Source organism: Psychroserpens sp. (assembly GCF_034670085.1).
Classification (GTDB): domain Bacteria; phylum Bacteroidota; class Bacteroidia; order Flavobacteriales; family Flavobacteriaceae; genus Psychroserpens.
In genome coordinates, this window is the sequence record NZ_JAXMOD010000004.1 from 111715 (window position 1) to 133345 (window position 21631).

The 21631-nt window shown below is 32.7% G+C and carries 20 protein-coding genes; 9 read left to right on the forward strand and 11 right to left on the reverse strand.

Translation table 11 applies throughout. From position 1 onward, the window contains the following. Positions 1-51 precede the first annotated feature (51 nt). Positions 52-756 (forward strand): DUF4197 domain-containing protein, encoded by a 705-nt coding sequence (locus tag VOI25_RS08305; RefSeq protein WP_416376068.1) that lies wholly within the window; start codon positions 52-54, stop codon positions 754-756. A gap of 12 nt (positions 757-768) precedes the next feature. Here VOI25_RS08305 and VOI25_RS08310 read toward each other — a convergent pair whose 3' ends face one another. Continuing rightward, on the reverse strand, positions 769-1272 hold the full coding sequence (locus tag VOI25_RS08310) for a hypothetical protein (RefSeq protein WP_323788594.1): 504 nt from the start codon (positions 1270-1272) through the stop codon (positions 769-771). Between the two features lie 226 nt (positions 1273-1498). On the opposite strand from VOI25_RS08310, the gene VOI25_RS08315 reads away from it, so the two are divergent. Beyond that, the gene (locus VOI25_RS08315; RefSeq protein WP_323788595.1) at positions 1499-1699 is read left to right on the forward strand and encodes a Lacal_2735 family protein; all 201 of its coding nucleotides are present in this window, start codon (positions 1499-1501) and stop codon (positions 1697-1699) included. A 21-nt stretch (positions 1700-1720) separates the two neighbouring features. Here VOI25_RS08315 and VOI25_RS08320 read toward each other — a convergent pair whose 3' ends face one another. After that, on the reverse strand, positions 1721-2503 hold the full coding sequence (locus VOI25_RS08320) for a helical backbone metal receptor (RefSeq protein WP_323788596.1): 783 nt from the start codon (positions 2501-2503) through the stop codon (positions 1721-1723). Between the two features lie 21 nt (positions 2504-2524). Then, entirely contained in the window at positions 2525-4126 is a 1602-nt protein-coding gene (bshC, locus tag VOI25_RS08325; RefSeq protein ID WP_323788597.1) for a bacillithiol biosynthesis cysteine-adding enzyme BshC, read from the reverse strand. A gap of 174 nt (positions 4127-4300) precedes the next feature. On the opposite strand from bshC, the gene VOI25_RS08330 reads away from it, so the two are divergent. Next, a complete protein-coding gene (locus VOI25_RS08330; protein ID WP_323788598.1) occupies positions 4301-5863 on the forward strand; it encodes a T9SS type A sorting domain-containing protein in 1563 nt (520 codons plus the stop codon). A 13-nt stretch (positions 5864-5876) separates the two neighbouring features. On the opposite strand, the gene guaB is transcribed toward VOI25_RS08330, so the two are convergent. Next, positions 5877-7349: an IMP dehydrogenase gene (gene guaB, locus VOI25_RS08335; protein ID WP_323788599.1), complete on the reverse strand. Its 1473-nt coding sequence runs from the start codon at positions 7347-7349 to the stop codon at positions 5877-5879. Positions 7350-7578: 229 nt separating this feature from the next. Between guaB and VOI25_RS08340 the strand changes: the two genes are divergently transcribed. Continuing rightward, positions 7579-9804: a TonB-dependent receptor family protein gene (locus VOI25_RS08340; RefSeq protein WP_323788600.1), complete on the forward strand. Its 2226-nt coding sequence runs from the start codon at positions 7579-7581 to the stop codon at positions 9802-9804. Positions 9805-9852: 48 nt separating this feature from the next. Here the strand turns inward: VOI25_RS08340 and VOI25_RS08345 are convergent, their stop codons facing one another. After that, the gene (locus VOI25_RS08345; protein ID WP_323788601.1) at positions 9853-10716 is read right to left on the reverse strand and encodes a hydroxymethylglutaryl-CoA lyase; all 864 of its coding nucleotides are present in this window, start codon (positions 10714-10716) and stop codon (positions 9853-9855) included. A 38-nt stretch (positions 10717-10754) separates the two neighbouring features. Beyond that, on the reverse strand, positions 10755-11381 hold the full coding sequence (locus VOI25_RS08350; protein ID WP_323788602.1) for a LysE family translocator: 627 nt from the start codon (positions 11379-11381) through the stop codon (positions 10755-10757). A 104-nt stretch (positions 11382-11485) separates the two neighbouring features. On the opposite strand from VOI25_RS08350, the gene VOI25_RS08355 reads away from it, so the two are divergent. Together VOI25_RS08355 and VOI25_RS08360 are read left to right on the forward strand one after the other, a co-directional pair. Beyond that, the gene (locus VOI25_RS08355; RefSeq protein WP_323788603.1) at positions 11486-12439 is read left to right on the forward strand and encodes a spondin domain-containing protein; all 954 of its coding nucleotides are present in this window, start codon (positions 11486-11488) and stop codon (positions 12437-12439) included. 84 nt (positions 12440-12523) lie between these two features. Beyond that, positions 12524-14275: a T9SS type A sorting domain-containing protein gene (locus VOI25_RS08360; protein WP_323788604.1), complete on the forward strand. Its 1752-nt coding sequence runs from the start codon at positions 12524-12526 to the stop codon at positions 14273-14275. A gap of 36 nt (positions 14276-14311) precedes the next feature. On the opposite strand, the gene VOI25_RS08365 is transcribed toward VOI25_RS08360, so the two are convergent. Then, positions 14312-15337, reverse strand: coding sequence for a quinone-dependent dihydroorotate dehydrogenase (locus tag VOI25_RS08365; RefSeq protein WP_323788605.1), 1026 nt, complete (start codon positions 15335-15337; stop codon positions 14312-14314). 135 nt (positions 15338-15472) lie between these two features. Between VOI25_RS08365 and VOI25_RS08370 the strand changes: the two genes are divergently transcribed. From VOI25_RS08370 to VOI25_RS08380, 3 genes are all read left to right on the forward strand, one after another. Then, positions 15473-16303: a universal stress protein gene (locus VOI25_RS08370; protein WP_323788606.1), complete on the forward strand. Its 831-nt coding sequence runs from the start codon at positions 15473-15475 to the stop codon at positions 16301-16303. 119 nt (positions 16304-16422) lie between these two features. Continuing rightward, a complete protein-coding gene (gene pepT, locus VOI25_RS08375; RefSeq protein WP_323788607.1) occupies positions 16423-17667 on the forward strand; it encodes a peptidase T in 1245 nt (414 codons plus the stop codon). 11 nt (positions 17668-17678) lie between these two features. Beyond that, positions 17679-18278 (forward strand): YdeI/OmpD-associated family protein, encoded by a 600-nt coding sequence (locus VOI25_RS08380; RefSeq protein WP_323788608.1) that lies wholly within the window; start codon positions 17679-17681, stop codon positions 18276-18278. Between the two features lie 223 nt (positions 18279-18501). Here the strand turns inward: VOI25_RS08380 and yajC are convergent, their stop codons facing one another. The 4 genes from yajC to VOI25_RS08400 all read right to left on the reverse strand — a co-directional run bounded on the left by yajC (position 18502) and on the right by VOI25_RS08400 (position 21577). Then, positions 18502-18783 (reverse strand): preprotein translocase subunit YajC, encoded by a 282-nt coding sequence (gene yajC / locus VOI25_RS08385; RefSeq protein WP_323788609.1) that lies wholly within the window; start codon positions 18781-18783, stop codon positions 18502-18504. A gap of 13 nt (positions 18784-18796) precedes the next feature. Beyond that, complete coding sequence (locus VOI25_RS08390; protein ID WP_323788610.1) at positions 18797-19297, reverse strand: DUF1573 domain-containing protein; 501 nt, start codon at positions 19295-19297, stop codon at positions 18797-18799. A gap of 136 nt (positions 19298-19433) precedes the next feature. After that, the gene (gene nusB / locus VOI25_RS08395) at positions 19434-20378 is read right to left on the reverse strand and encodes a transcription antitermination factor NusB (RefSeq protein WP_323788611.1); all 945 of its coding nucleotides are present in this window, start codon (positions 20376-20378) and stop codon (positions 19434-19436) included. 95 nt (positions 20379-20473) lie between these two features. Next, positions 20474-21577, reverse strand: coding sequence for a Glu/Leu/Phe/Val family dehydrogenase (locus tag VOI25_RS08400; RefSeq protein ID WP_323788612.1), 1104 nt, complete (start codon positions 21575-21577; stop codon positions 20474-20476). Between the last annotated feature and the right edge of the window lie 54 nt (positions 21578-21631).

The following is a 21631-nucleotide window of genomic DNA, read 5'->3' on the forward strand; positions in this document are numbered from 1 at the left end:
AATTCGAGTGTAAATATCTATATTTGTCACTTCAAAAAACCTTACATCATGATGCGTAAATTATTAGCTTTTATATTTATTTTCAACCTTACAGCATGTGCAGAATTACAAAGTGTTGTTGACCAATTACCACAAACCGGAACTGTATTAAGTAATGCAGATATGGCTTCAGGCTTACGTCAAGCTTTAGATTTAGGCATCGACAAGCAGGTTAGTAAGTTGACGCAAACCGATGGTTTTTTCAGAAATGAATTGGTTAAGATCTTATTGCCTCAAGAATTACAAAAAGTAGATAAAGGTTTACGTGATATAGGTTTAGATAATTTGGCAGATGAAGGTTTAAAAATATTAAATAGAGCTGCTGAAGATGCTGTAAAAGAAGCGACACCTATTTTTGTAAACGCTGTAAAGGACATCACGTTTGATGATGCTAAAAACATTTTATTGGGAAATAATGATGCAGCTACGCAGTACTTAACTAGTAAAACACAATCAGAACTTTACAACAAATTTAAACCTGTTATCAATGCTAGTTTTAGCAAAGTTGGAGCAGATGAAATTTGGTCAAACCTAATTAATAAATACAATTCAATACCATTTACTAACAATGTAAATCCAGATTTAACAGACTACGTTACTGGTGAAGCTCTTAAAGGAGTTTACACGATGATTGCTGTGGAAGAAAAAGAAATTCGTACAAAAGTATCTTCTAGAACAACCGATCTACTTCGCAAAGTGTTTGCATTGCAAGATTAAATTAATCAATCTTTATTTTTGTTTTTTATACAAACCGTCAAAAGCAACGGTGATGTCTTTGCCATTGGTAATTGTTTCCCAATACTGACGAACTGATCCGTCCTCATTTAAGGTCCAAGTTACGCGATGAAAAAATGGATTTCCATCTTTATTATTCTCCTCATCTGTCTGTAAAATCATTTGATTTCCTGTCTTGTTTCCTTTAAGATGTAAACTTTGTCCTTGATTATCAACCCAGATTTGTTCCCATTGCTTGGCTTTATAATTATAAAAATTATTGCTAGTTCCCGTAAAGTTGCCTTTGGCACTTGTCCAATTCTCTTGAAGAATACAATTATCTTGAATTTTAAGAATTGAGTTTGTTCCAGCGGCTGAACCATCAGGATTTGTAACTGTCCAATCACCTATCCAAAAGTCGAACTCAGCATGTTTTTCTGTACAACAATTACAAGGTTTTGTTTGAGCATTAATGCTTAATGAACATAAAATTACAATTGAAAGTATTAGTCTTTTCATGATGGATTGAATTTATAGTTGTTTCATAAAACTATAAAATCATTCTTAATCCATTGCAAATATTAACATAACATTAGTTTACCCATTTTAATCATCCTACCAACACTCTTTTTTCTTTTATTTTTTAGATTTAGAAAATAAATTATAAAATCGATACCAATCTATAAATCTATTTTTTGGGCAAGTGCAATATTTTGTATACATTTAATAGCTCAACTAAATAGTAATGAAGTACTCACAAAAAATTATTGACAATCAAAAAACGTTGCTATCACGTTACAAAAGCCTAGTTGAGCAAGCATATAATTTAAGACAAACGGATTCTGCTCTTAGTGATTTTTCAGAATATCAAGCTATAAAACTTCTACATAAGATGAATAAGCTTAAATTTTTGACGAGAGACTTAAACACATTACAACAAAACTAATCCGTTAATACAACACAAAAATTAAATTGATTTTTGTAATTCTTCAAAATATTCAAACGCCTTTATTAATCTTGATCCATACCAAGAAAACGACTCACCATCTACAATTTTAGTTTTAATTTCTGGGAAACTAGATTTGAATTCAGCAATATCAAGGTCTTTAAAGGGAAAAGGCTCACTAGACAATAAAATAACATCAGGTTGTCTTTTATTTAATTCTGAGAGTGTTATTTCTGGATAGCGATCAACGTCTTTGAATACATTTTCAAAGTTGTTAATAGAAAGCATTTCATTAATGAAAGTTTGGTTAGCTGCAATCATCCAAGGGTTTTTCCAAATAAAGTATACCACTTTGAGCTTTGGTCGACTTAACATTAACTCCTTAAAAGCCTTTAATTTGAGATTAATCTTAGTAATGATTTCGTGTGCTTTTTCAGACTTATTAAATAAATCACCATACATTTCAATGAGTTCTAAACTATCATCAATATTAAAAATATCACTAATATGAACTGGAGCTATCTGTTCTAATTCAGAAGTCATCTCCTTAGTATTCTCCTCCTTGTTGCATAGGATAATATCAGGATTAAGTGATTTGATTTCATCCAAATGCACTTGTTTAGTACCTCCTACAACTATTTTTTCTTTCCGTAGATGTTCTGGATGAATGCAAAACTTGGTAATGCCCACAACCGCATCTTCCAGTCCCAAATCAATTAATAATTCGGTTTGAGAAGGCACCAAACTTACAATCCGTTTTGGTGTTTGCTGGATTGAAATGGGTCTGTTGAGTTGATCTTTCAAAAGTCGATAAATAAAAACCTATTAAACTTGAACAATAGAAAAGTCACCTTGTAAGGGATTTAAACTATCGATTAACTTAGGAATGAAATCTGAACCATATTCCAAATAAAACTCCGAAAAATTCATATAGCGTTCTTGTAAACTCTGATTTGGAAACAGTTCATTTTGAAGGGTCACGACGCGATTAAGATGATCTGTCAACTTGCGTTTTTGAGCTTTAAGCAAACGCTTTTCTAAAACTTCTAATCCATTAATTTGTTTTTGCTCTTGAGCAGCAACAGCACCTTTAAAAGAAGCATCAGTCTTTTCTGCTAAATCATATAAAGCCTTAAACTGTTTTTTTAAATGTTGCTTTTGAGATGATAAATCGATATCAATTTCAGAAATTTCCTTTGTTATTTTGGTTTTTAATGCATCTTGATTTAAAAATAAATCTGATACTTCAAGGTTTAATTTGGCAAGTTTTTCCTTTTGCTTTTCAGTAACTAATAATGCAGAATTACGAAGTAACAGCATTGGAAATGGAACCTTTTGGCTTTCAAAATTAGATTTTAACTGCAACCAATAAGCTAGTTCACCACCTCCTCCAATATAGCAAAGGTTTGGTAAAACCACCTCTTGATATAAAGGTCGCATTATCACATTAGGTGAAAACCGTTCAGGGAACGCATTGACTTCTTTTAGTATCTCACTCCTGCTCCATTTAATACTGGTGTTGTTTACATAATAAACATCTTCTTTTTCGATGATACGTTCGCGAATATTTTTAACAATATAAAACAGATTTATTTCTCTTGGATTAACCTGAATTTTATAGTTTCCATCTAAGGCATTCAGCATTTGATTAGCTTCAGAAACTCTCGAAAATGATGTTTGTTTTATTAGTTCTTCTTCTATATTTGGAATGAAAAGCGTTTTTAATTCTTTGTCATTTCCATCAACAATAACCAAACCAGAATTTTCAAACAACTTATTAACCAAATAACGCATCGATTCAGCTAAATTAGAATTACTTACGTATGATTTTTTAAAGTTATTCTTTAACTCAATTTCATTAGTATTTGCATTTAATTGTGAGCTAAAAACTTCAAAAACATGATCTAAACCCTCAAGATTTAAATCACCTACTGCACCGGAAGCATCTCTATTCCATTGCACTTTTTTGCCTTTAAAATTGAAATAATTGATTTCAGCAAAATCATGATCTTCAGAAGCCATCCAATAAATGGGAACAAAATTGTATTCAGGATATTTCACTTTTAATTCTTTGCATAAATTAATTGCAGAAATGATCTTATAAAAAAAGTAAAGTGGACCTGTAAATAAATTCAGTTGATGACCCGTAACTATTGTAAAGGTATTTGAATTTTTAAGTGAGTTAATATGGGTTTGTGTTAGGTTTGAAACCTCAACATTTTCGTACTGATGATTTAACGCTTTGACTAAAACGTTTCTAGATTCAGTTGAAAAACTCGTCTGCTTTTCTTCAATTTGCGCTTTGAAATGTTCAAGCTTTGGAAACCGATTATAGAATGGTTTCAACGCTTCTTTTTCATCTAAATAATCACATATTAATGACGAAAAATAGTTTGTGTCTCTAAACGGTATACAGTCGGTTGGCATAAATACAATTCTATTGAAGTGTAAATATACAGTTATTGCATTTTTTGAATTACTAAATTTTAGTTAATTCATAATTAAAGGAAAACATAAAACACATCTAGAACCGTTTTTAACTAAAAATTTATAACAATATCATAGTCTATATTTACCTTTGCATTAAATTTTAATAAACTGATGACAATACTAAAATTAAAACAGCCTTTACAATTATTTCTTTTATTGATTTATATATCATTTGGAACACTATATGCACAAAACGGGACTTTAGATTTAGCGTTTGGCAATAACGGACTAGTAACGACAACAACTGGTGAAGACCAAGAGGTGTTTTATTCAATTATTGAAGTTGATAATAACAAGGTTATTGCTGCTGGAGGTGCTAATTATATAGCAACATTAATAAGATATAACCAAGATGGAAGTATCGATACGTCTTTTGGCACTAACGGCATTCTAGAAATAGATTTTGGAGGTACAAGAGAAGAAATTGAAGATATGATAAGACAACCTGATGGTAAGATTCTTATTACTGCTGAATCAAAAAACACGAATGACGATTATGATTTTATAGTGGCAAGATTAAATGAAGATGGAAGTTATGATACATCCTTTGGAAATAATGGTATTTCAGTTATCAGTTATGGTTCTTCTACTGATGAAAGACCTAATGCAATAACTTTAGCTCCTGATGGAAAAATTATTGTTGCTGGAAATACTGAAGGAGGCTTAATTTGGCAAACTGCAATTGCTCGATTAAATGCTGATGGTTCGTTAGACACTTCGTTTAGCAATGACGGAAAACAAAACTTAAGTATTACCAACAGAAGTGATTATTTAAATGGTGTAGAAGTCACTTTTGATGGAAAAATTATTGCTGCTGGAGGCGGAGTATTTAACTCTGGATCTAATCAAGGTCGTATGGCAATAGTTCGCTATCTTGATAATGGAGAATTAGATCCATCTTTTGGTGTTAACGGAACTGTTACTTTAAACGTGTTAGATGCATCATGCATAGGTGAATCTTTAATCAGCCTTCCTGATGGAAAATCTCTTATTGCAGGCTATGCAAATGGTATTGGAATTCAGCGTAGTTTTGCAATTATCCGATTAGATATTAATGGAGACTTAGATCCAACATTTGGAACTAATGGCAGTGTTGTGACTGTAGTTCCAAGTGTTTTAGCTCAAATTTTTAAAATTAAATTAGACGAAAACAATTCAATTTTTGCAGTTGGTGAATCAGCTATAAGTGGTCAAGCAGTAGATTTTACTATAGCAAAATATTCTTATGATGGACAGATAGATACCAATTTCGGAACAAACGGAATTGCAACCACTGATTTTTTTGGTGTTCATGATAGAGCTTGGGATTTTATAATACACGATAATCAACTTACAGTAGCAGGATTTACAATGCAAGCTTCTCCTGATGAAGATTTTGCATTAGCGCGATATGATTTAGATGACAACTTAAGTATTTCAGAACATAGTTTAAAAGGTAATTTTGAAATTTCACCTACTGTAACGAATTCAATTATTACAATTAAATCACTTACAAATTCTAAAAACGCTACTATTTCTGTAATTGATATTACTGGTAAGGTTGTTTACAATGAAACCATTGAGATCAATCAAACACCGAAGTCAATTCATCTAGAACGCTTCGATTCAGGCTTGTATATTGTAAAAATCAATACAGATTCTCAAGTAGAAACACATAAAATAATTCTGAAATAATACTATTCAGAAATTATCTAGAATAGTTTGGTGATTCTTTTGTAATGGTTACATCGTGTGGATGACTTTCATTGATTCCAGAGGCTGTAATTTTCACAAAACGTCCAGTTTCCTTTAAGGTTTCAACGTCTTTCGCTCCACAATAACCCATTCCAGCTCGAAGTCCGCCAATAAATTGATGGATACTTTCTACCAAATCACCTTTGTAAGGCACTCGACCAACAATCCCTTCTGGAACTAACTTTTTAATATCATCTTCAACATCTTGGAAATATCGATCTTTACTTCCTTGCTTCATGGCTTCAACAGACCCCATTCCACGATACGATTTAAACTTTCGTCCTTCGTAAATAATCGTTTCTCCTGGACTTTCCTTTGTTCCAGCTAATAACGAACCAAGCATCACACTATCTGCTCCAGCAGCAATAGCTTTAGGAATATCACCAGTGTAACGAATTCCACCATCAGCAATAACAGGAACACCAGAACCTTTAATGGCAGCAGCAACTTCTAAAACGGCTGAAAATTGAGGAAACCCAACACCAGCAACAACACGAGTTGTACAAATAGAACCAGGACCAATACCAACTTTCACGGCATCTGCTCCAGCTTCTACTAGATACTTTGCAGCTTCTCCAGTAGCAATGTTACCAACAATAACATCTAACTTCGGAAACTTCTTTTTGATGTCTTTTAAGACCATAACCACACCTTTGGTATGCCCATGAGCAGTATCTATAATTACAGCATCAACACCAGCTTTCACAAGTGCAGAAGCTCTTTCAAGAGCATCTCCTGTAACTCCAATAGCAGCAGCAACACGAAGTCTTCCATATTGGTCTTTATTCGCATTAGGTTTTTGAGTGACTTTAGTAATATCTCTGAAGGTAATTAGGCCTTTTAATTTATAATTATCATCAACGATAAGTAGTTTTTCAATTTTATTTTTCTGAAGAATTTGTTCTGCATCTTTTAAAGAGGTTCCAACTGAAGCAGTTACTAAGTTTTCACTTGTCATAACCTCAACAATTGGTCGATTATTTTCATGTTCAAAACGCAAATCACGATTGGTAACAATACCTTTTAAAGTTCCATTATCATCTACAATTGGAATTCCACCAATGCTATGCTCAGCCATATTAAACTTTGCATCAGAAACTTTAGCGGTTAATGGCAAAGTCACAGGATCGATAATCATTCCACTTTCAGCACGTTTTACTTTACGCACTTTTTCGGCTTGTTGATCTATAGTCATATTTTTATGAAGTACACCAATACCACCTTCTTGAGCCATAGCAATTGCCATTTTGCTTTCTGTAACCGTATCCATTGCTGCAGAAACCACAGGAATATTAATTGTAATGTTACGGGTGAATTTAGTTTGAATGTTTACTTCTCGTGGTAAGACTTCAGAAAATGCTGGAACTAAGAGTACGTCGTCATAAGTAAGACCTTCTCCAACAATTTTATTTTCGTGTGCTGTCATGATGCAATTACAGTTATAATTGCGAGCAAATTTACGCTTTTTTTATGGACTTTGAATTATTACAACAGATTAAATCAATAAGGCAACAAAATTCTTTGAATTTAAATTAACTGAAACCCAATAGCTTATAAATTTTATTTTTATTTATTCTAAATAAGCTTTGTAGAAAGTAAATTCATGCCTAAATTTGCACCCGAAATCAAAGTTATTTTTAATCAGTCTAAATAAAATGAAACTAAACCTATTCCCATTTTTCCTACTCGTTATAAGCGTTGTAAGCGCTCAAGACAACCCAGAAGAAACTCAAACAGACTCTGTACAGCAGCTAGATGAAGTCTTACTAAAAACCAGTGTAATATTTGGAAACAAGTATCAAGCTAAAAACAGAACAGGCTCTTCTTATTACATTTCTCCCGAAGAATTGGCCAAATTTAATTATACAGATATCAATAGAGTATTAAGAACAGTTCCTGGAATTAATATTTACGAAGAAGACGGATTTGGTCTTCGTCCGAACATTAGCTTAAGAGGTACTTCACCTGAACGAAGTGCAAAAATATCTATAATGGAAGACGGTGTTCTTATTGCTCCTGCTCCTTATAGTGCTCCTGCAGCTTATTATTTTCCATCTGTGGCAAGAATGGAAGCCGTAGAAATATTAAAAGGCAGTAGCCAGGTGCAATATGGTCCATTTACAACAGGTGGCGCAATCAACTTCGTTTCAAGTCAAATACCAAACTCATTTACAGGTCGCATAAAAGCCAGTTCTGGTAGTTTTAACTCGAATCAATTTCATGCTAAAATTGGTGATAATAAAGGTGTTTTCGGTTATAGTGTAGAATATTTAAACTTTAACTCAGACGGCTTTAAAAACCTACCTGACGGAAGCAATACAGGTTTTGATAAAAATGATGTTGTAGCTAAATTCAGAGTGAATAGTAAAGCTAATGCCAAATTTCAGCAAGCACTAGATGTTAAGTTTCAATATTCTGATGAAGTATCTAACGAAACCTATTTAGGACTAAGTCAAGAAGACTTTAACAACAATCCTTTTAATCGCTATGCAAGCTCTCAGGAAGATGTGATGACCAATGATCACATTCAAATCATGATGACGCATCAAATGGATTTTTCAAAACGTTTAAGAATTACGACGACAGGATATTACAACGGTTTTTCTAGAAATTGGTATAAATTAAATGATGTTGTTTTTAACGGAACAAAAGTTGGTATTGCGAACATACTCGATCGCCCTTCAGAATTTTCGGATTACTTAAATATTGTAAATGGCTCTGTAAATTCTGATGCTGATGCTATTTTAGTGAAAGCAAATAATAGGGATTATATTTCTAAAGGTGTTCAAACTAAGTTCGATTACCATTGGTCTGGCGCAAACACATTTCATGATTTAGAATTTGGGGCTCGCTACCATTATGATGAAGAAGATCGTTTTCAATGGAAAGATGGTTACAGCATCACGGATGGCGAAATGGTTTTAACTTCTGAAGGCGCACCAGGAAGTGATGCCAATAGAATCAGTAGCGCAAATGCGTTTGCAGCCTACGCTATGTATAAATTGAAATACAAAAAACTAACCTTAACTCCAGGTCTACGTTATGAAAATATCGTTTTACGACGAGAAAATTTTGGAACAAATGATCCAGGAAGAACGGGAAATGATGTATCAACCAGAGAAAATAGAGTTGACATCTTTATTCCAGGTATGGGATTTAATTATAAATTTAATTCCCATGCTTCTGTATTTGGCGGTATTCATAAAGGCTTCTCTCCTCCTAGTAATCAAGATGGACAAAAAGCTGAGGAAAGTATCAATTACGAATTAGGGTCACGATTTAGTTATAAAGGTATCAGAGGAGAAGCTGTTGTTTTTTATAATGATTATAGTAATCTCTTAGGTAGTGATTTGGCTGCAACAGGTGGAACTGGATCCTTAGAGCAATTTAATGCTGGTGAAGTTAGTGTTAGAGGCTTAGAACTTATTTTAAATTATGATGTGCTTGAAAATAATTCTAAACTATCTTTACCTGTAAGCTTTGGATATACTTTTACAGATACCGAATTCCTAAATAGTTTTGGCAGTAGTGATGATCTTTGGGGAGAAGTTACAAAAGGAGATGAGTTACCATACATTGCAAAACATCAATTTAATGCCTCAATTTCCTTAGAGCACAAAAAATTTGAACTGAATTTAAACGGACGATTTAATGGCGCATTTAGAACGATAGCTGGAACAGAAGATATCAATGATTCAAATGGTGTAACCTCAAACTTTATTTTAGATTTTTCAGGAAAGTATCATTTGACTAAGCAGTTAAGTATTACCGCAAATGCCATCAATCTTTTAGATGAAACGTATGCTGTTTCGCGTGTTCCTGCTGGTTTAAGACCTGGACACCCATTTGGTGCATATGCTGGATTAGAATTCAGATTTTAAAAATAATAAGAGCAAATAAAAGGTGCCATTAAAACAATGGCACTTTTTTTAATGGTAAGCGCTAAAAATTTTAGTGGCTTCATTATAAGCACTTTCAAAACTCATAGCATTAAGTTTGTTGTTTTTATTTGAAGTGAAATATGATAATAGCTTTTCGGTTGGCATATTACCTGTCAATTCATCTTTTGCCATAGGACATCCGCCAAATCCTTGAATAGCACCATCAAAACGCATGCAACCAGCTTTGTAAGCTGCATCAACTTTTTCAAACCAAGTAGTCGGTGTGGTATGGAGATGTGCACCAAACTCAATTTCGGGATACTCGGGAATTAAATTTGAAAATAAATAATTAATATTCTCTGGATTAGAACTTCCTATAGTGTCACTTAATGAAAGAATCTTCACTCCCATTTTACTAAGTCGTTCAGTCCATTCACCTACGATATCAACATCCCAAGGGTCACCATATGGATTTCCGAATCCCATGGATATATAAACCACAACTTCTTTGTTATTGTTATTGGCTAACTCTAAAATTTCAGAAAGGGTGACCACAGACTGTGCAATTGTTTTGTGCGTATTTCGCATTTGAAAGTTTTCAGATATTGAGAATGGATAGCCTAAATAATCAATCTCTGGATGTTGACATGCATCGTTCGCTCCTCGCGTATTTGCTATAATTGCTAATAACTTACTTGTTGTTTGGCTCAAATCTAAGTTTGATAAAACTTCAGCAGTATCAACCATTTGCGGAATAGCTTTTGGCGAGACAAAGCTTCCAAAATCTATAGTATCAAAACCTACACTTAAAAGGGATTGGATGTACTGTGTTTTCTTTTCAGTAGGAATAAAATCCTTGATGCCTTGCATCGCATCCCGTGGACATTCAATTATTTTAAGTGCTTTGTTCATCAAGTCCAAATATAGTGATTAAGATTATGATTTTAAATCTATTTTTCTGAAGTAAAAATGAATATCGCAATACCAACAAACACAATAATTTGCAACCATTTTAGGTATAAACCAACACGATTATGATGCTTTATATATTCTGAAATTGAGCCTGCCAATATTGCAATTGTTGAGAAAATAATTGCCGACACTATCATAAACAAAAATCCTAACACATAAAACTGAATAACCGTATTTAAGGACTCGCTAAATAAAAAACCAGGAAAAAATGCTAAAAAGAAAATAGATACTTTCGGATTTAGCACGTTCATAATGAATCCTTGTTTAAAAAGTTGACCTACATTCTTTTTAGGAATATGGTCTGAGTTTATCTTTAGTTCAGATTTAGATCGAAATACTTTAAATGCCAGATAAAGTAAGTATAAAGCGCCAAATAGTTTAATAATAAAAAAGAGGGAATCATTTTCCTTAATAATAGCAGACACTCCAAAAGCTACCAAGGTTGTATGCACTAAACAACCAGATATTAAGCCTGCAACAGTTGCTAAGCCATATTTCTTTCCATGGACCATACTTTGCATAAGCACGTATATATTATCTGGCCCTGGAGACATTGCCAGGACAGAAGTAGCAATTACAAAGGAAATAAGAAGGTCGTAATTCAATTTATTTGTTTTGAGTAAAAATAATATTAAAAAAAATTAAAAATAACTGTAAGTAACTAAAATGTAATTACGACTCATATACTTCACAAGTAATCCATAAACAAATGAAAAACTATACTTTATCTTATAAAGCCCTTTTATTTTTTATCATCGTATTACAAACTGGAGTTGTTTTTTCTCAATCTACAGCTAGTTATGATATTACATTTAGTAGTGTATGGGAAAATGAAATTGTTGATCCAGTTTTTGGAAATAGTACAGCTCCAATTCCTGGAAATGCTCATTGGTCAAATCTTGTAGGCGCAACACATAATAGTAATTATACACTTGTTGAAATGGGTACTTTAGCTTCAACTGGTGTTAAAAATGTTGCTGAAACTGGTAACAATGATGCCTTAATGGCTGAAGTAATGAATCAAATTATGCCCTTAGGAAATGCAGACCAATGGTTACAAGAACCTTTTTCTCCTTTTGATAATATCAGCTCTGCAACTTTGAGTGGTGTTGTCGTTAGTTCAGATTTTCCCTTATTAAGTTTGGTTTCGATGATTGCTCCAAGTCCAGATTGGATGATTGCAATTAATAGTATAAATTTAAGAGATGGTAGCACATGGAAAAATGAAATAATTATACCTCTATTTCCTTACGATGCTGGAACAGATAGTGGTGCTAATTACACCTCTGCAAATCAACCTACACTCCCAAATCCTGAGCCAATCTCAGTATTAATTAATCAAAGTCCTTTTAACGCAAAACCAATTGGAACGATGACTATTACACTTGATCAAGTTCTAAGTGTTTCAAATGAGGAGTTACAAACAGTACTTATGTCTCCAAATCCGTCAAATGGAAAAATTAAAATAACTACTTCTAATGCAAATGTTTTAAAAGAAGCTCTTGTATTTGATGTCTTAGGAAAACAAGTCGTCGGAATTAGCAATACTTCTCTAGATTCTTCTTTAAACCTAGATTTAACAGACTTAAATAAAGGTATATATTTAGTTAGACTTGAACTTGAAAATGGTTCATTATCCACTAAACGTTTGGTGTTAAAATAACAGAAACTTGTCTTTCAACGATTAAATTACATGTTTAATCGGTTTTTGCTATTTTTACATTATTATTTTTAGCCCAAAATTATTATGAAAAAAGTATACTTATTGAAGAACACCATAATTACGATGGTGTTTTTAAATTTATTCTTATGGAGTAACGCTCAAGTAGAACCAGAATGTGGAACTATTATGAGTCCAGAAGCGCAAACCTATTACCAACAACTTTTACCTCAGATTCAGCAATTTGAAAATCAGTTTAATGAATTGGCTTTACAACGTGCTTCAACTGCAGTAAGTTCTGTTCCAATCAAAGCTCATATAATAAGAACCGATTTTGGTACAGGTGGACTTGCTTTAAACGAGTTTAATTCTGCCTTAGCTATTATGAATAGTTATTTTGCTAATGCATTTATTGAATTTTTCTTATGTGAAAGTATCAACTATATTGATGATTCTAGTCTTTTTGATTTTGAAACTGATGAGCAAAATGCAATGACTACAGCTCATAATATTGATAATGTAATTAACATTTACTTTGCGAATACAGTTACAAGTTCTTCTTCTGGTAATGGTTTGTGTGGATATTCATATTTTCCTGGTGGTCCAGAAATTATCCTAATGAATAATTCTTGTACCATGAATGGAAGCACTTTATCACATGAAATGGGACATTTCTTTTCGTTATCACATACACATGGTAATATCAATGGAACGCTTACTTCAGAATTGGTTGATGGATCTAACTGTGATACAGCAGGTGACTTTATTTGCGATACGCCTGCAGACCCTCAATTAAGTGGCAGCAATGTCAATACATCCTGCATTTATACAGGAACTGTTTTTGATGGCAACGGACAACTTTTTAATCCAAACCCATTAAATATCATGTCGTACTCTCGTTCTGCTTGCCGAACTGAATTTTCACCACAACAATACGCAAGAATTTATGCTGTTTATCAAGCTGCAAGATCTGTAATGGAATGCCCAAATTTTAATATTGATATTGCTTCAGGCTATGAACGCTTTTGTGGTAATAATTTAGAAGTGAGCTTTACCGATAATAGTGTTGGAGCAACGTCTTGGGAATGGGATGTTGATGGTGACGGAATAGTTGATTATACATCGCCAAATATTGTGCATACCTATAGTAACCAAAGTAATTATGATGTCACGCTTAACATTTCTAATGGAAGTGAAACCATAACAAAAGTATTCCAAGATTATATTGATGTTGGTGGAAATACTATAAATACATCAGAAGTTAATTTAACACTTGACATTGATGATTGGCCAGAAGAGATTTCATGGAGATTTCTTGACAGTGATGGCAATGCCTTATATACAAATCCAACTTACGTTGAAGGAGTTGATGATTTCACCACAGTTACAGAAACTTTCAATGTAAATTTAGACAGTTGTTATACCTTTGAAATGATTGATAGTGCTGGTGATGGCATCTGTTGTTTTTCAGGTAGTGGATCATTTACTTTGACTACAATGGAAGGAGTAGTTATAGCAACTGGAGGTGATTACGGTTTTGGCACTAAAGTATTTATGGAAAACGGTGTCGCTCTAAGTGTGGATGATTTCTTTTTAGAGAATTCTATTGCTGTGTATCCAAATCCTAGTCAAACTGTCTTAAACATCAAATTATCAAATACTAACAATTTACCAGATCGCTATTCGATATATAATATGTTAGGCCAACTTGTAAAAACTGAACGTATTTCTAAAGTTTCAGATTTAGCCATTGATGTTTCAACATTTAGTGATGGCATGTATTTTATCGAACTTCAAAAAGACAGTGCTAAAACAACAATTCAGTTTGTAAAAAACTAATTGTAATTACTAAAATAACAGAGGCGAATCAGTAATTTATTGGTTCGCTTTTTTTATGAGCGCTTTATTTATCTGCTTAATCAATTTAGGTCCTTCATAAATAAAACCTGTATACAACTGCACTAAATCGGCACCAGCTTCAATTTTCTCTATAGCATCTTTTGCTGAATGTATACCACCTACTCCAATAATAGGAAACGCTTTATTACTTTTTTCTGCTAAAAAGCGAATCACTTCCGTAGAACGATTTGTGACAGGTTTTCCGCTTAATCCACCCATTTCATTCTTGTTTTCAGACTGTAAACCGTCACGTGAAATTGTCGTATTTGTTGCAATAATCCCATCAATTTTAGTTGCTGAAACTATATCAATAATATCAATTAATTGCTCATCTGTAAGATCTGGAGCTATTTTTAATAAGATAGGTTTTGAAACTTCTTTTTTTGAATTTTCAATTTTTAAAGCGTTTAAGAGATCAGTGAGAGGTTCTTTATCTTGTAATGCTCTTAGGTTTGGTGTATTAGGCGAACTCACATTCACCACAAAATAATCGACGTAATCAAACAAAGCATTAAAACAAATTTTGTAGTCGTCAACAGCATTATCATTTGGAGTGACTTTATTCTTACCTATATTTCCTCCTATTAAAACTCCTTTGTTTTCCTTTAAATGTTCAACAGCAACTTCTACACCTCCATTATTAAATCCCATTCGATTAATGATGGCGGAATCTTCTTTAAGCCTGAATAATCGCTTTTTAGGATTTCCTGATTGAGGTTTTGGAGTTAGTGTTCCTATTTCGATAAAACCAAATCCAAAATTTGAAAGTTCATTATACAATCTTGCATCTTTATCAAATCCAGCAGCTAAACCAACTGGGTTTTTAAAGTGTAATCCAAAAAGATTGCGTTCTAAAGATCGGTCTTCTAACACATATATACTTTTTAAAAGCAACTTCATTCCTGGAATTTTACAACAAAATCGAATTAAAGAGAATGTAAAATGATGTATTTTTTCAGGATCAAAAAGAAAAAAAAGTGGACGAATTAGAAATTTATACATGAGTTGATATTTACTTCACAAAAATAAGAATCTAATTATTCTATTTGGTCAATATTCAATTAATTATATGTCATTAATCATGTATTTTTTATAATAGTTTCTCTATTTTTGAATACAAATTAAATAAAACCACTAATGAAAAAAATCATAATTCCTGTTGATTTCTCTCAACATTCAGAATACGCATTAGAAGCGGCAGCCTCAATAGCTAAAAAACACAATTCAGAACTTATCGTCATGCATATGCTTGAGCTATCGGAATCTATATTTTCGTCTTCAAGTTCAGATCGTAATGAAGAAACGGCCTTTATGTTAATGGTTACCAATAAAAAATTTGAAAGCTTTTTAGACAAACCATATTTGGAAGGCTTAAGTGTTACACCAATGATCAAACATCATAAAGTTTTAAAAGAAGTTGATGAAATTGCTAGTGAATTAAAAGCCGATTTAGTCGTTATGGGTTCTAGAGGTCATAATGAATATGAAGGTGTATTTCTAGGATCTAATACTGAAAAAGTTGTTCGTCATAGTAAAACTCCTCTTTTAGTCGTGAAGTCTAAACTAGACAGTATAGATTTTGAACATATTGTAATCGCTACAGATTTTTCTCCAAATAGTGCTTCTGCTGCAAAAGTAGCTATGGAATTACTAAGCAGTCTTGGTAAAAAAGTGTCATTATTACATATCAATCTTCCTAATGCACATTTCTTAAGTTCCGATGAAATAGAAGCGAAAATTACAAATTTCTTAGCCTTAACAAATCGTGAAGATTGGAAAGACAACATTGCTTTAATCTCTGATTATAATGTTGAAGAAGCAATTTTAGGATATGCTGATAAGCACAACATAGATGCTATAGGCATGATTACTGAAGGTCGAACAGGCTTAAACCATTTGTTTGGTGGAAGTATTTCTGAAGATTTAGTAAATCATTCCACACTTCCTGTTTTTACATTTAGAAAGTAAAAAAGTATGCAAATAAAAAAGCATCTTAATTAATTTTAAGGTGCTTTTTTATGTTGTAAATTTATAAACAATACTTTCTAATTGTGATATGAATCTTTAATTTTGCAAAAACTCCAACCATGATAAACAAGCAACAACTCATCGACAGATTTATAAGCTACGTAACTATTGATACTGAATCTGACCCTGAAAGCGAAACAACGCCTAGTACTCAAAAACAATGGAATTTAGCTAATAAATTAGCTGAAGAACTTAAAGCCATTGGTTTAAGTGATGTGACTATTGATGATAAGGCGTATATCATGGCAACTTTACCTAGCAATGTAGATCATGAAGTTCCAACCATTGGTTTTGTCTCACATTTTGACACCTCTCCAGATTTTACAGGAGCTAATGTAAAACCTAGAATTATTGAAGATTACGATGGTAAAGACATCACTTTAAATGAAACTGAAAATATTATTCTGTCACCAGATTATTTTGAAGATTTATTACTTTATAAAGGCAATACATTGATTGTTACTGACGGAACCACACTTTTAGGAGCTGATGATAAAGCAGGAATAACAGAAATCGTATCTGCAATGGAATATCTTATTCAACATCCAGAAATCAAACATGGTGAAATAAGAGTTGGTTTCACTCCTGATGAAGAAATTGGAAGAGGTGCACATCATTTTGATGTTGAAAAATTTGGAGCGGATTGGGCCTATACAATGGATGGTAGCCAGATTGGCGAATTAGAATATGAAAATTTTAATGCTGCTGGTGCTAAAGTTCATGTCAAAGGAAAAATTGTACATCCTGGTTATGCTAAAGGAAAAATGGTAAACTCAATGTTCATTGCAACTGAGTTTATTAATTCTTTACCAAGACTAGAAACTCCAGAACATACTGAAGGTTATCAAGGATTTTTTCATTTACATAATATTGATGGGAAAGTTGATGAAACTACCTTACAATACATTATAAGAGATCATGACAAAGATCATTTTGAAGCTCGTAAAGACATGCTACAAAAACTTGCAGATGACATCAATGCTGAATACGGTCGTGAAGTGATTACAATAGATATCAAAGATCAATATTTTAATATGAAGGAGAAGGTCGAACCTGTAATGCATATTGTAGATATTGCTGAAGATGCGATGAAACAATTAGATATTAAACCATTAATCAAACCTATTCGAGGTGGAACAGATGGTTCACAATTGAGCTATATGGGATTACCATGCCCAAATATTTTTGCTGGTGGACATAATTTTCATGGACGTTATGAATATGTTCCTGTTGAGAGTATGATAAAAGCAACCGAAGTAATTTGTAAAATTGCTGAGTTGACGGCAAGTAAAACTTTAAATTAAACATCAAGATTATGAAAAAAATCTATTCAGTAGAGGAATACATTGAAACCAATTCACATTTTGGTGACGCCTTGGTCCTTTTGAGAACTATAATCAATACTACAGAGTTAAATGAATCTGTTAAGTGGAGTGCTCCTGTTTACGATTTAAATGGTAAAAATGTAGTCGGACTTGGTGCATTTAAAAATCATTTTGGGATTTGGTTCTTTAATGGTGTGTTTCTAAAAGATGAACAAAACCTATTAGTGAATGCTCAAGAAAACAAAACCAAAGCGCTTCGTCAAATGCGTTTCGAATCAATAGAAGACATCAATAAGAATATCGTTTTGGCTTATGTAAAAGAGGCCATTGAAAATCAGAAATTAGGCAAAGAAATCAAGCCAGTTCGCAATACCAAAGCTGTAGACATACCTAAGGAATTGCAGCAAGTACTAAAAACACAGTCTAATGTAAACGCAAGTTTTAAAGCACTTACACCAGGAAAACAAAGAGAATATTGTTCCTATATCTCAGATGCCAAACGAGAGGCTACCAAACTTACCAGAATTGAAAAGATTATTCCGATGATTCTAAATGGTGTTGGACTTCATGATAAGTATAAGAATTGTTAAAGGTGCAGATTTGTTAGTTGTGGAGTTGTTTTTTGCCGAACATAAATCCGAAAAATATAAACAATAATCATTTTGTCATTCAGAGCATAGCGAAGAATCTCAAATAAAACACGACCTAGATTCCTCAGTCGATTCTCCTTCAAAACGACATAACACAAAACTAAGCTTAAATAAAAAAGCTCCAAAATTTCTTTTGGAGCCTTTTATTTATAATTTATAAACGTTATTTCACAACAACTGGAGCGTTTAATTTCTTACTCATTTCCATAGAAATTGCAGAGCGTTCAAACTTAATCTTGCCAGCCATAGTTTCAATTACACAGCTATTGTCCTTATCATTTAGGTCACTAACTTTTCCGTGTAATCCACTTTTTGTAATCACCTTGTCTCCACGTTTTAATTCTGCTGCAAACTTCTTTTCTTGCTTAGCACGCTTCATTTGAGGCGCTATCATAAAAAAGTAAACCACAGCAAACATGGCTACAAAAGGCAGTAAATCCATCATAGGTTTTAACGTTTTAGTTTATTGATTTGATTGCAGCTGTTCCTGCTTTTTTAGCTGGTGCATTTGGATCTGGCTCAATAAACGCTTTAATTTTTACAACCTCTGAACCTTTTTCAGTATTTGTAGTTAACGTTATACTTTTGCTAACTTGGTTGTTACCTTTTCCATTAAATTTCACTGTAAACTCAGCAGAATCGCCTGGAGCTATAGGATCTTTATTCCAATCTGAAGGCACTGTACATCCACAAGTACTTTTGATATTACTTACTACTAACGGCGAATCACCTGTATTTGTATACTTAAATTTAGTTTCAACAGGAGTTCCATTTACAATAGTTCCAAAATCATGTTCCGTCTCTTCAAACGAAATCACTGGAAAATCACCAGCAGTTGCATCTCTTTCTGCAGCAGCAGCTACATTGTCCGAATTAATTTTACTTGCAGCATTGTCTTCTTTACAAGATGTAAAAGCCACCATACAAAGTGCACTTAATCCTAATATTACTTTTTTCATTGCGATAATTTTAAATTAAACTTTTTAAAAATGTTTTGTTTAAGGCGATAAAAGTAGTAATTATTTCATCGAATCAAAATTTTTTAGCATTTTTTTAAATGAAAAAACAAACCTTAACGCTAGATTTTTAAAGGATTTACAGTAATCCTCTACCTACTTTATTGAATTTGTTTTCGGCTTTGTATTCTTTAACAATTTTATCTAAAATTCCGTTAATAAAATTACTACTCTTTGGTGTAGAATATTCTTTAGCAATTTCAAGATACTCATTGATTGTTACTTTAACAGGAATGGATGGAAACTTCTGAAATTCACAAATAGCCATTTGCATTAACACTGTATCTATTTGTGTAATTCTTTCAGAATCCCAGTTTTTAGTTTTAGAACCTATTTCTGTACTAAAACTACTTTGATTTAGAATGGTCTTTTTTAATAATTCAATACCAAAATCTCTATCATCCTCATCTTTAAAGAGTTTAGGTAAAAAATGTTTTTCAGGTGTTGAAGGTTTTAACTTCTTAAAAAGTTTCAAAATACTTGTATTCACCACAGGAATATCATCTAACCAAGTCAACTTTTTATCTTCAAAATAATCGTAAAGCTTGTCATTTGGAGCAATAATATCTTCAAAAATAGAGATTACAAAGTCCTTATCTTCGCTAAATGTAGAGGTTGAAGTTGACATATAATCTTTATAAAGATCGCTTTCAGCAATAGCTTTAAAAGTTATATCTACATATTCAAAATCGAGATACCATGGGTTTAACTTTCGGTGTTCTAATTCGGATGTTAATGCTTCATTAGCACTAAGCATCGTTAACACTTCATTTTTAAGAAATTTTAAGCTTGGATTTTTCTCAGCTTTCGTTGCTAAAAACTTTTGTTGTGTCTTATTTTGATGATCTTCAGCCTTTTTATGAATCTCAATAATTAAAGACAACATGCTAAGATAAAGATCATACGTGCTATTTAAACTATGGTTAAGAAAGTTATCACTAACTTTTAAATCTTCACTCTCGTTTCCTTTAAAAGCATAGAGAGCTTGCATGACTTTAATACGTATATGTCTTCTATTTAACATGTAAAGAACTTTATAATAACAACGTTAAGAAATTATGATTTTGACGCTACAACTAACGTCTGGCAAAAATACTATAATTTTAAGAGTTAGAACAATTATTTACCTTGTTCTCTCTTGCGAGTTTCAATTCGTTCTTTAGCAATACTCAAAGCTGAGACGTGAGTTGAGACATGACTAGTTTTGGCTCTTTCTAATATTTCTAATGTTGTATTATAAATATTTTCCGTTTTGCGAACAATTTCTTGCTTATCGTAATTTTCTAACTCTGCATAAACATTAATAATTCCTCCAGCATTAATTAAAAAATCTGGTGCATAAACGATTCCAAGCTCTTGCAATTGTGTACTATGTTTGTCTTCAATTGCTAATTGATTATTGGCAGCTCCTGCAATTACCTTAGCTTTTAATTTAAAAATTGTATCATCGTTAATGGTAGCTCCTAAAGCACAAGGTGCATAGATATCCATGTCTTCCGAATAAATATCATGTCCATTATAAATGTCAACATCATATTTTGATTTCACTAATTCTAAACGCTCTTGATTGATATCAGCAATTGTAACTCTAGCACCTTCATTTACTAGATGTTCAACAAGGGCTTCGCCAACATGTCCTATTCCCTGTACAAACACCGATTTATCTTCTAGTACTTCACTTCCAAATTTAAATTTGGCAGCTGCTTTCATTCCCATAAAAACACCATAAGCAGTGATAGGAGACGGATTCCCAGCTCCTCCTTTGCTTTCAGAAATACCAGTAACATAAGGAGTAACTTCACGCACTAAATCCATATCAGCAGTAGTCATTCCTACGTCTTCTGCTGTGATATACCTTCCGTTTAAAGAATGTACAAACTCTCCAAACTTTTTCATGAGTTCAGGTGTCTTTTGCGTTTTAGCATCTCCAATAATAACAGCTTTTCCACCACCAAGGTTTAATCCTGTAATAGCCGATTTAAAAGTCATACCACGAGACAACCTTAACACATCGTTAAGCGCTTCCCATTCGTTATTATAATTCCACATTCTAGTACCTCCAAGTGCAGGTCCTAAAACTGTGTTATGAATACCAATTATTGCTTTTAAACCAGTATCTTTGTCGTTGCAAAAAACGATTTGCTCGTGATTATCAAAGGATACTTGCCCAAAAACTGGGTCTATTTTATGAAGTTCTTTAGAACTAATAACATCTGATGTCATGTGATTTTTTGTTTGAATACTATTTTGCAGTTTACACAAAATAGCGTGCAAAAA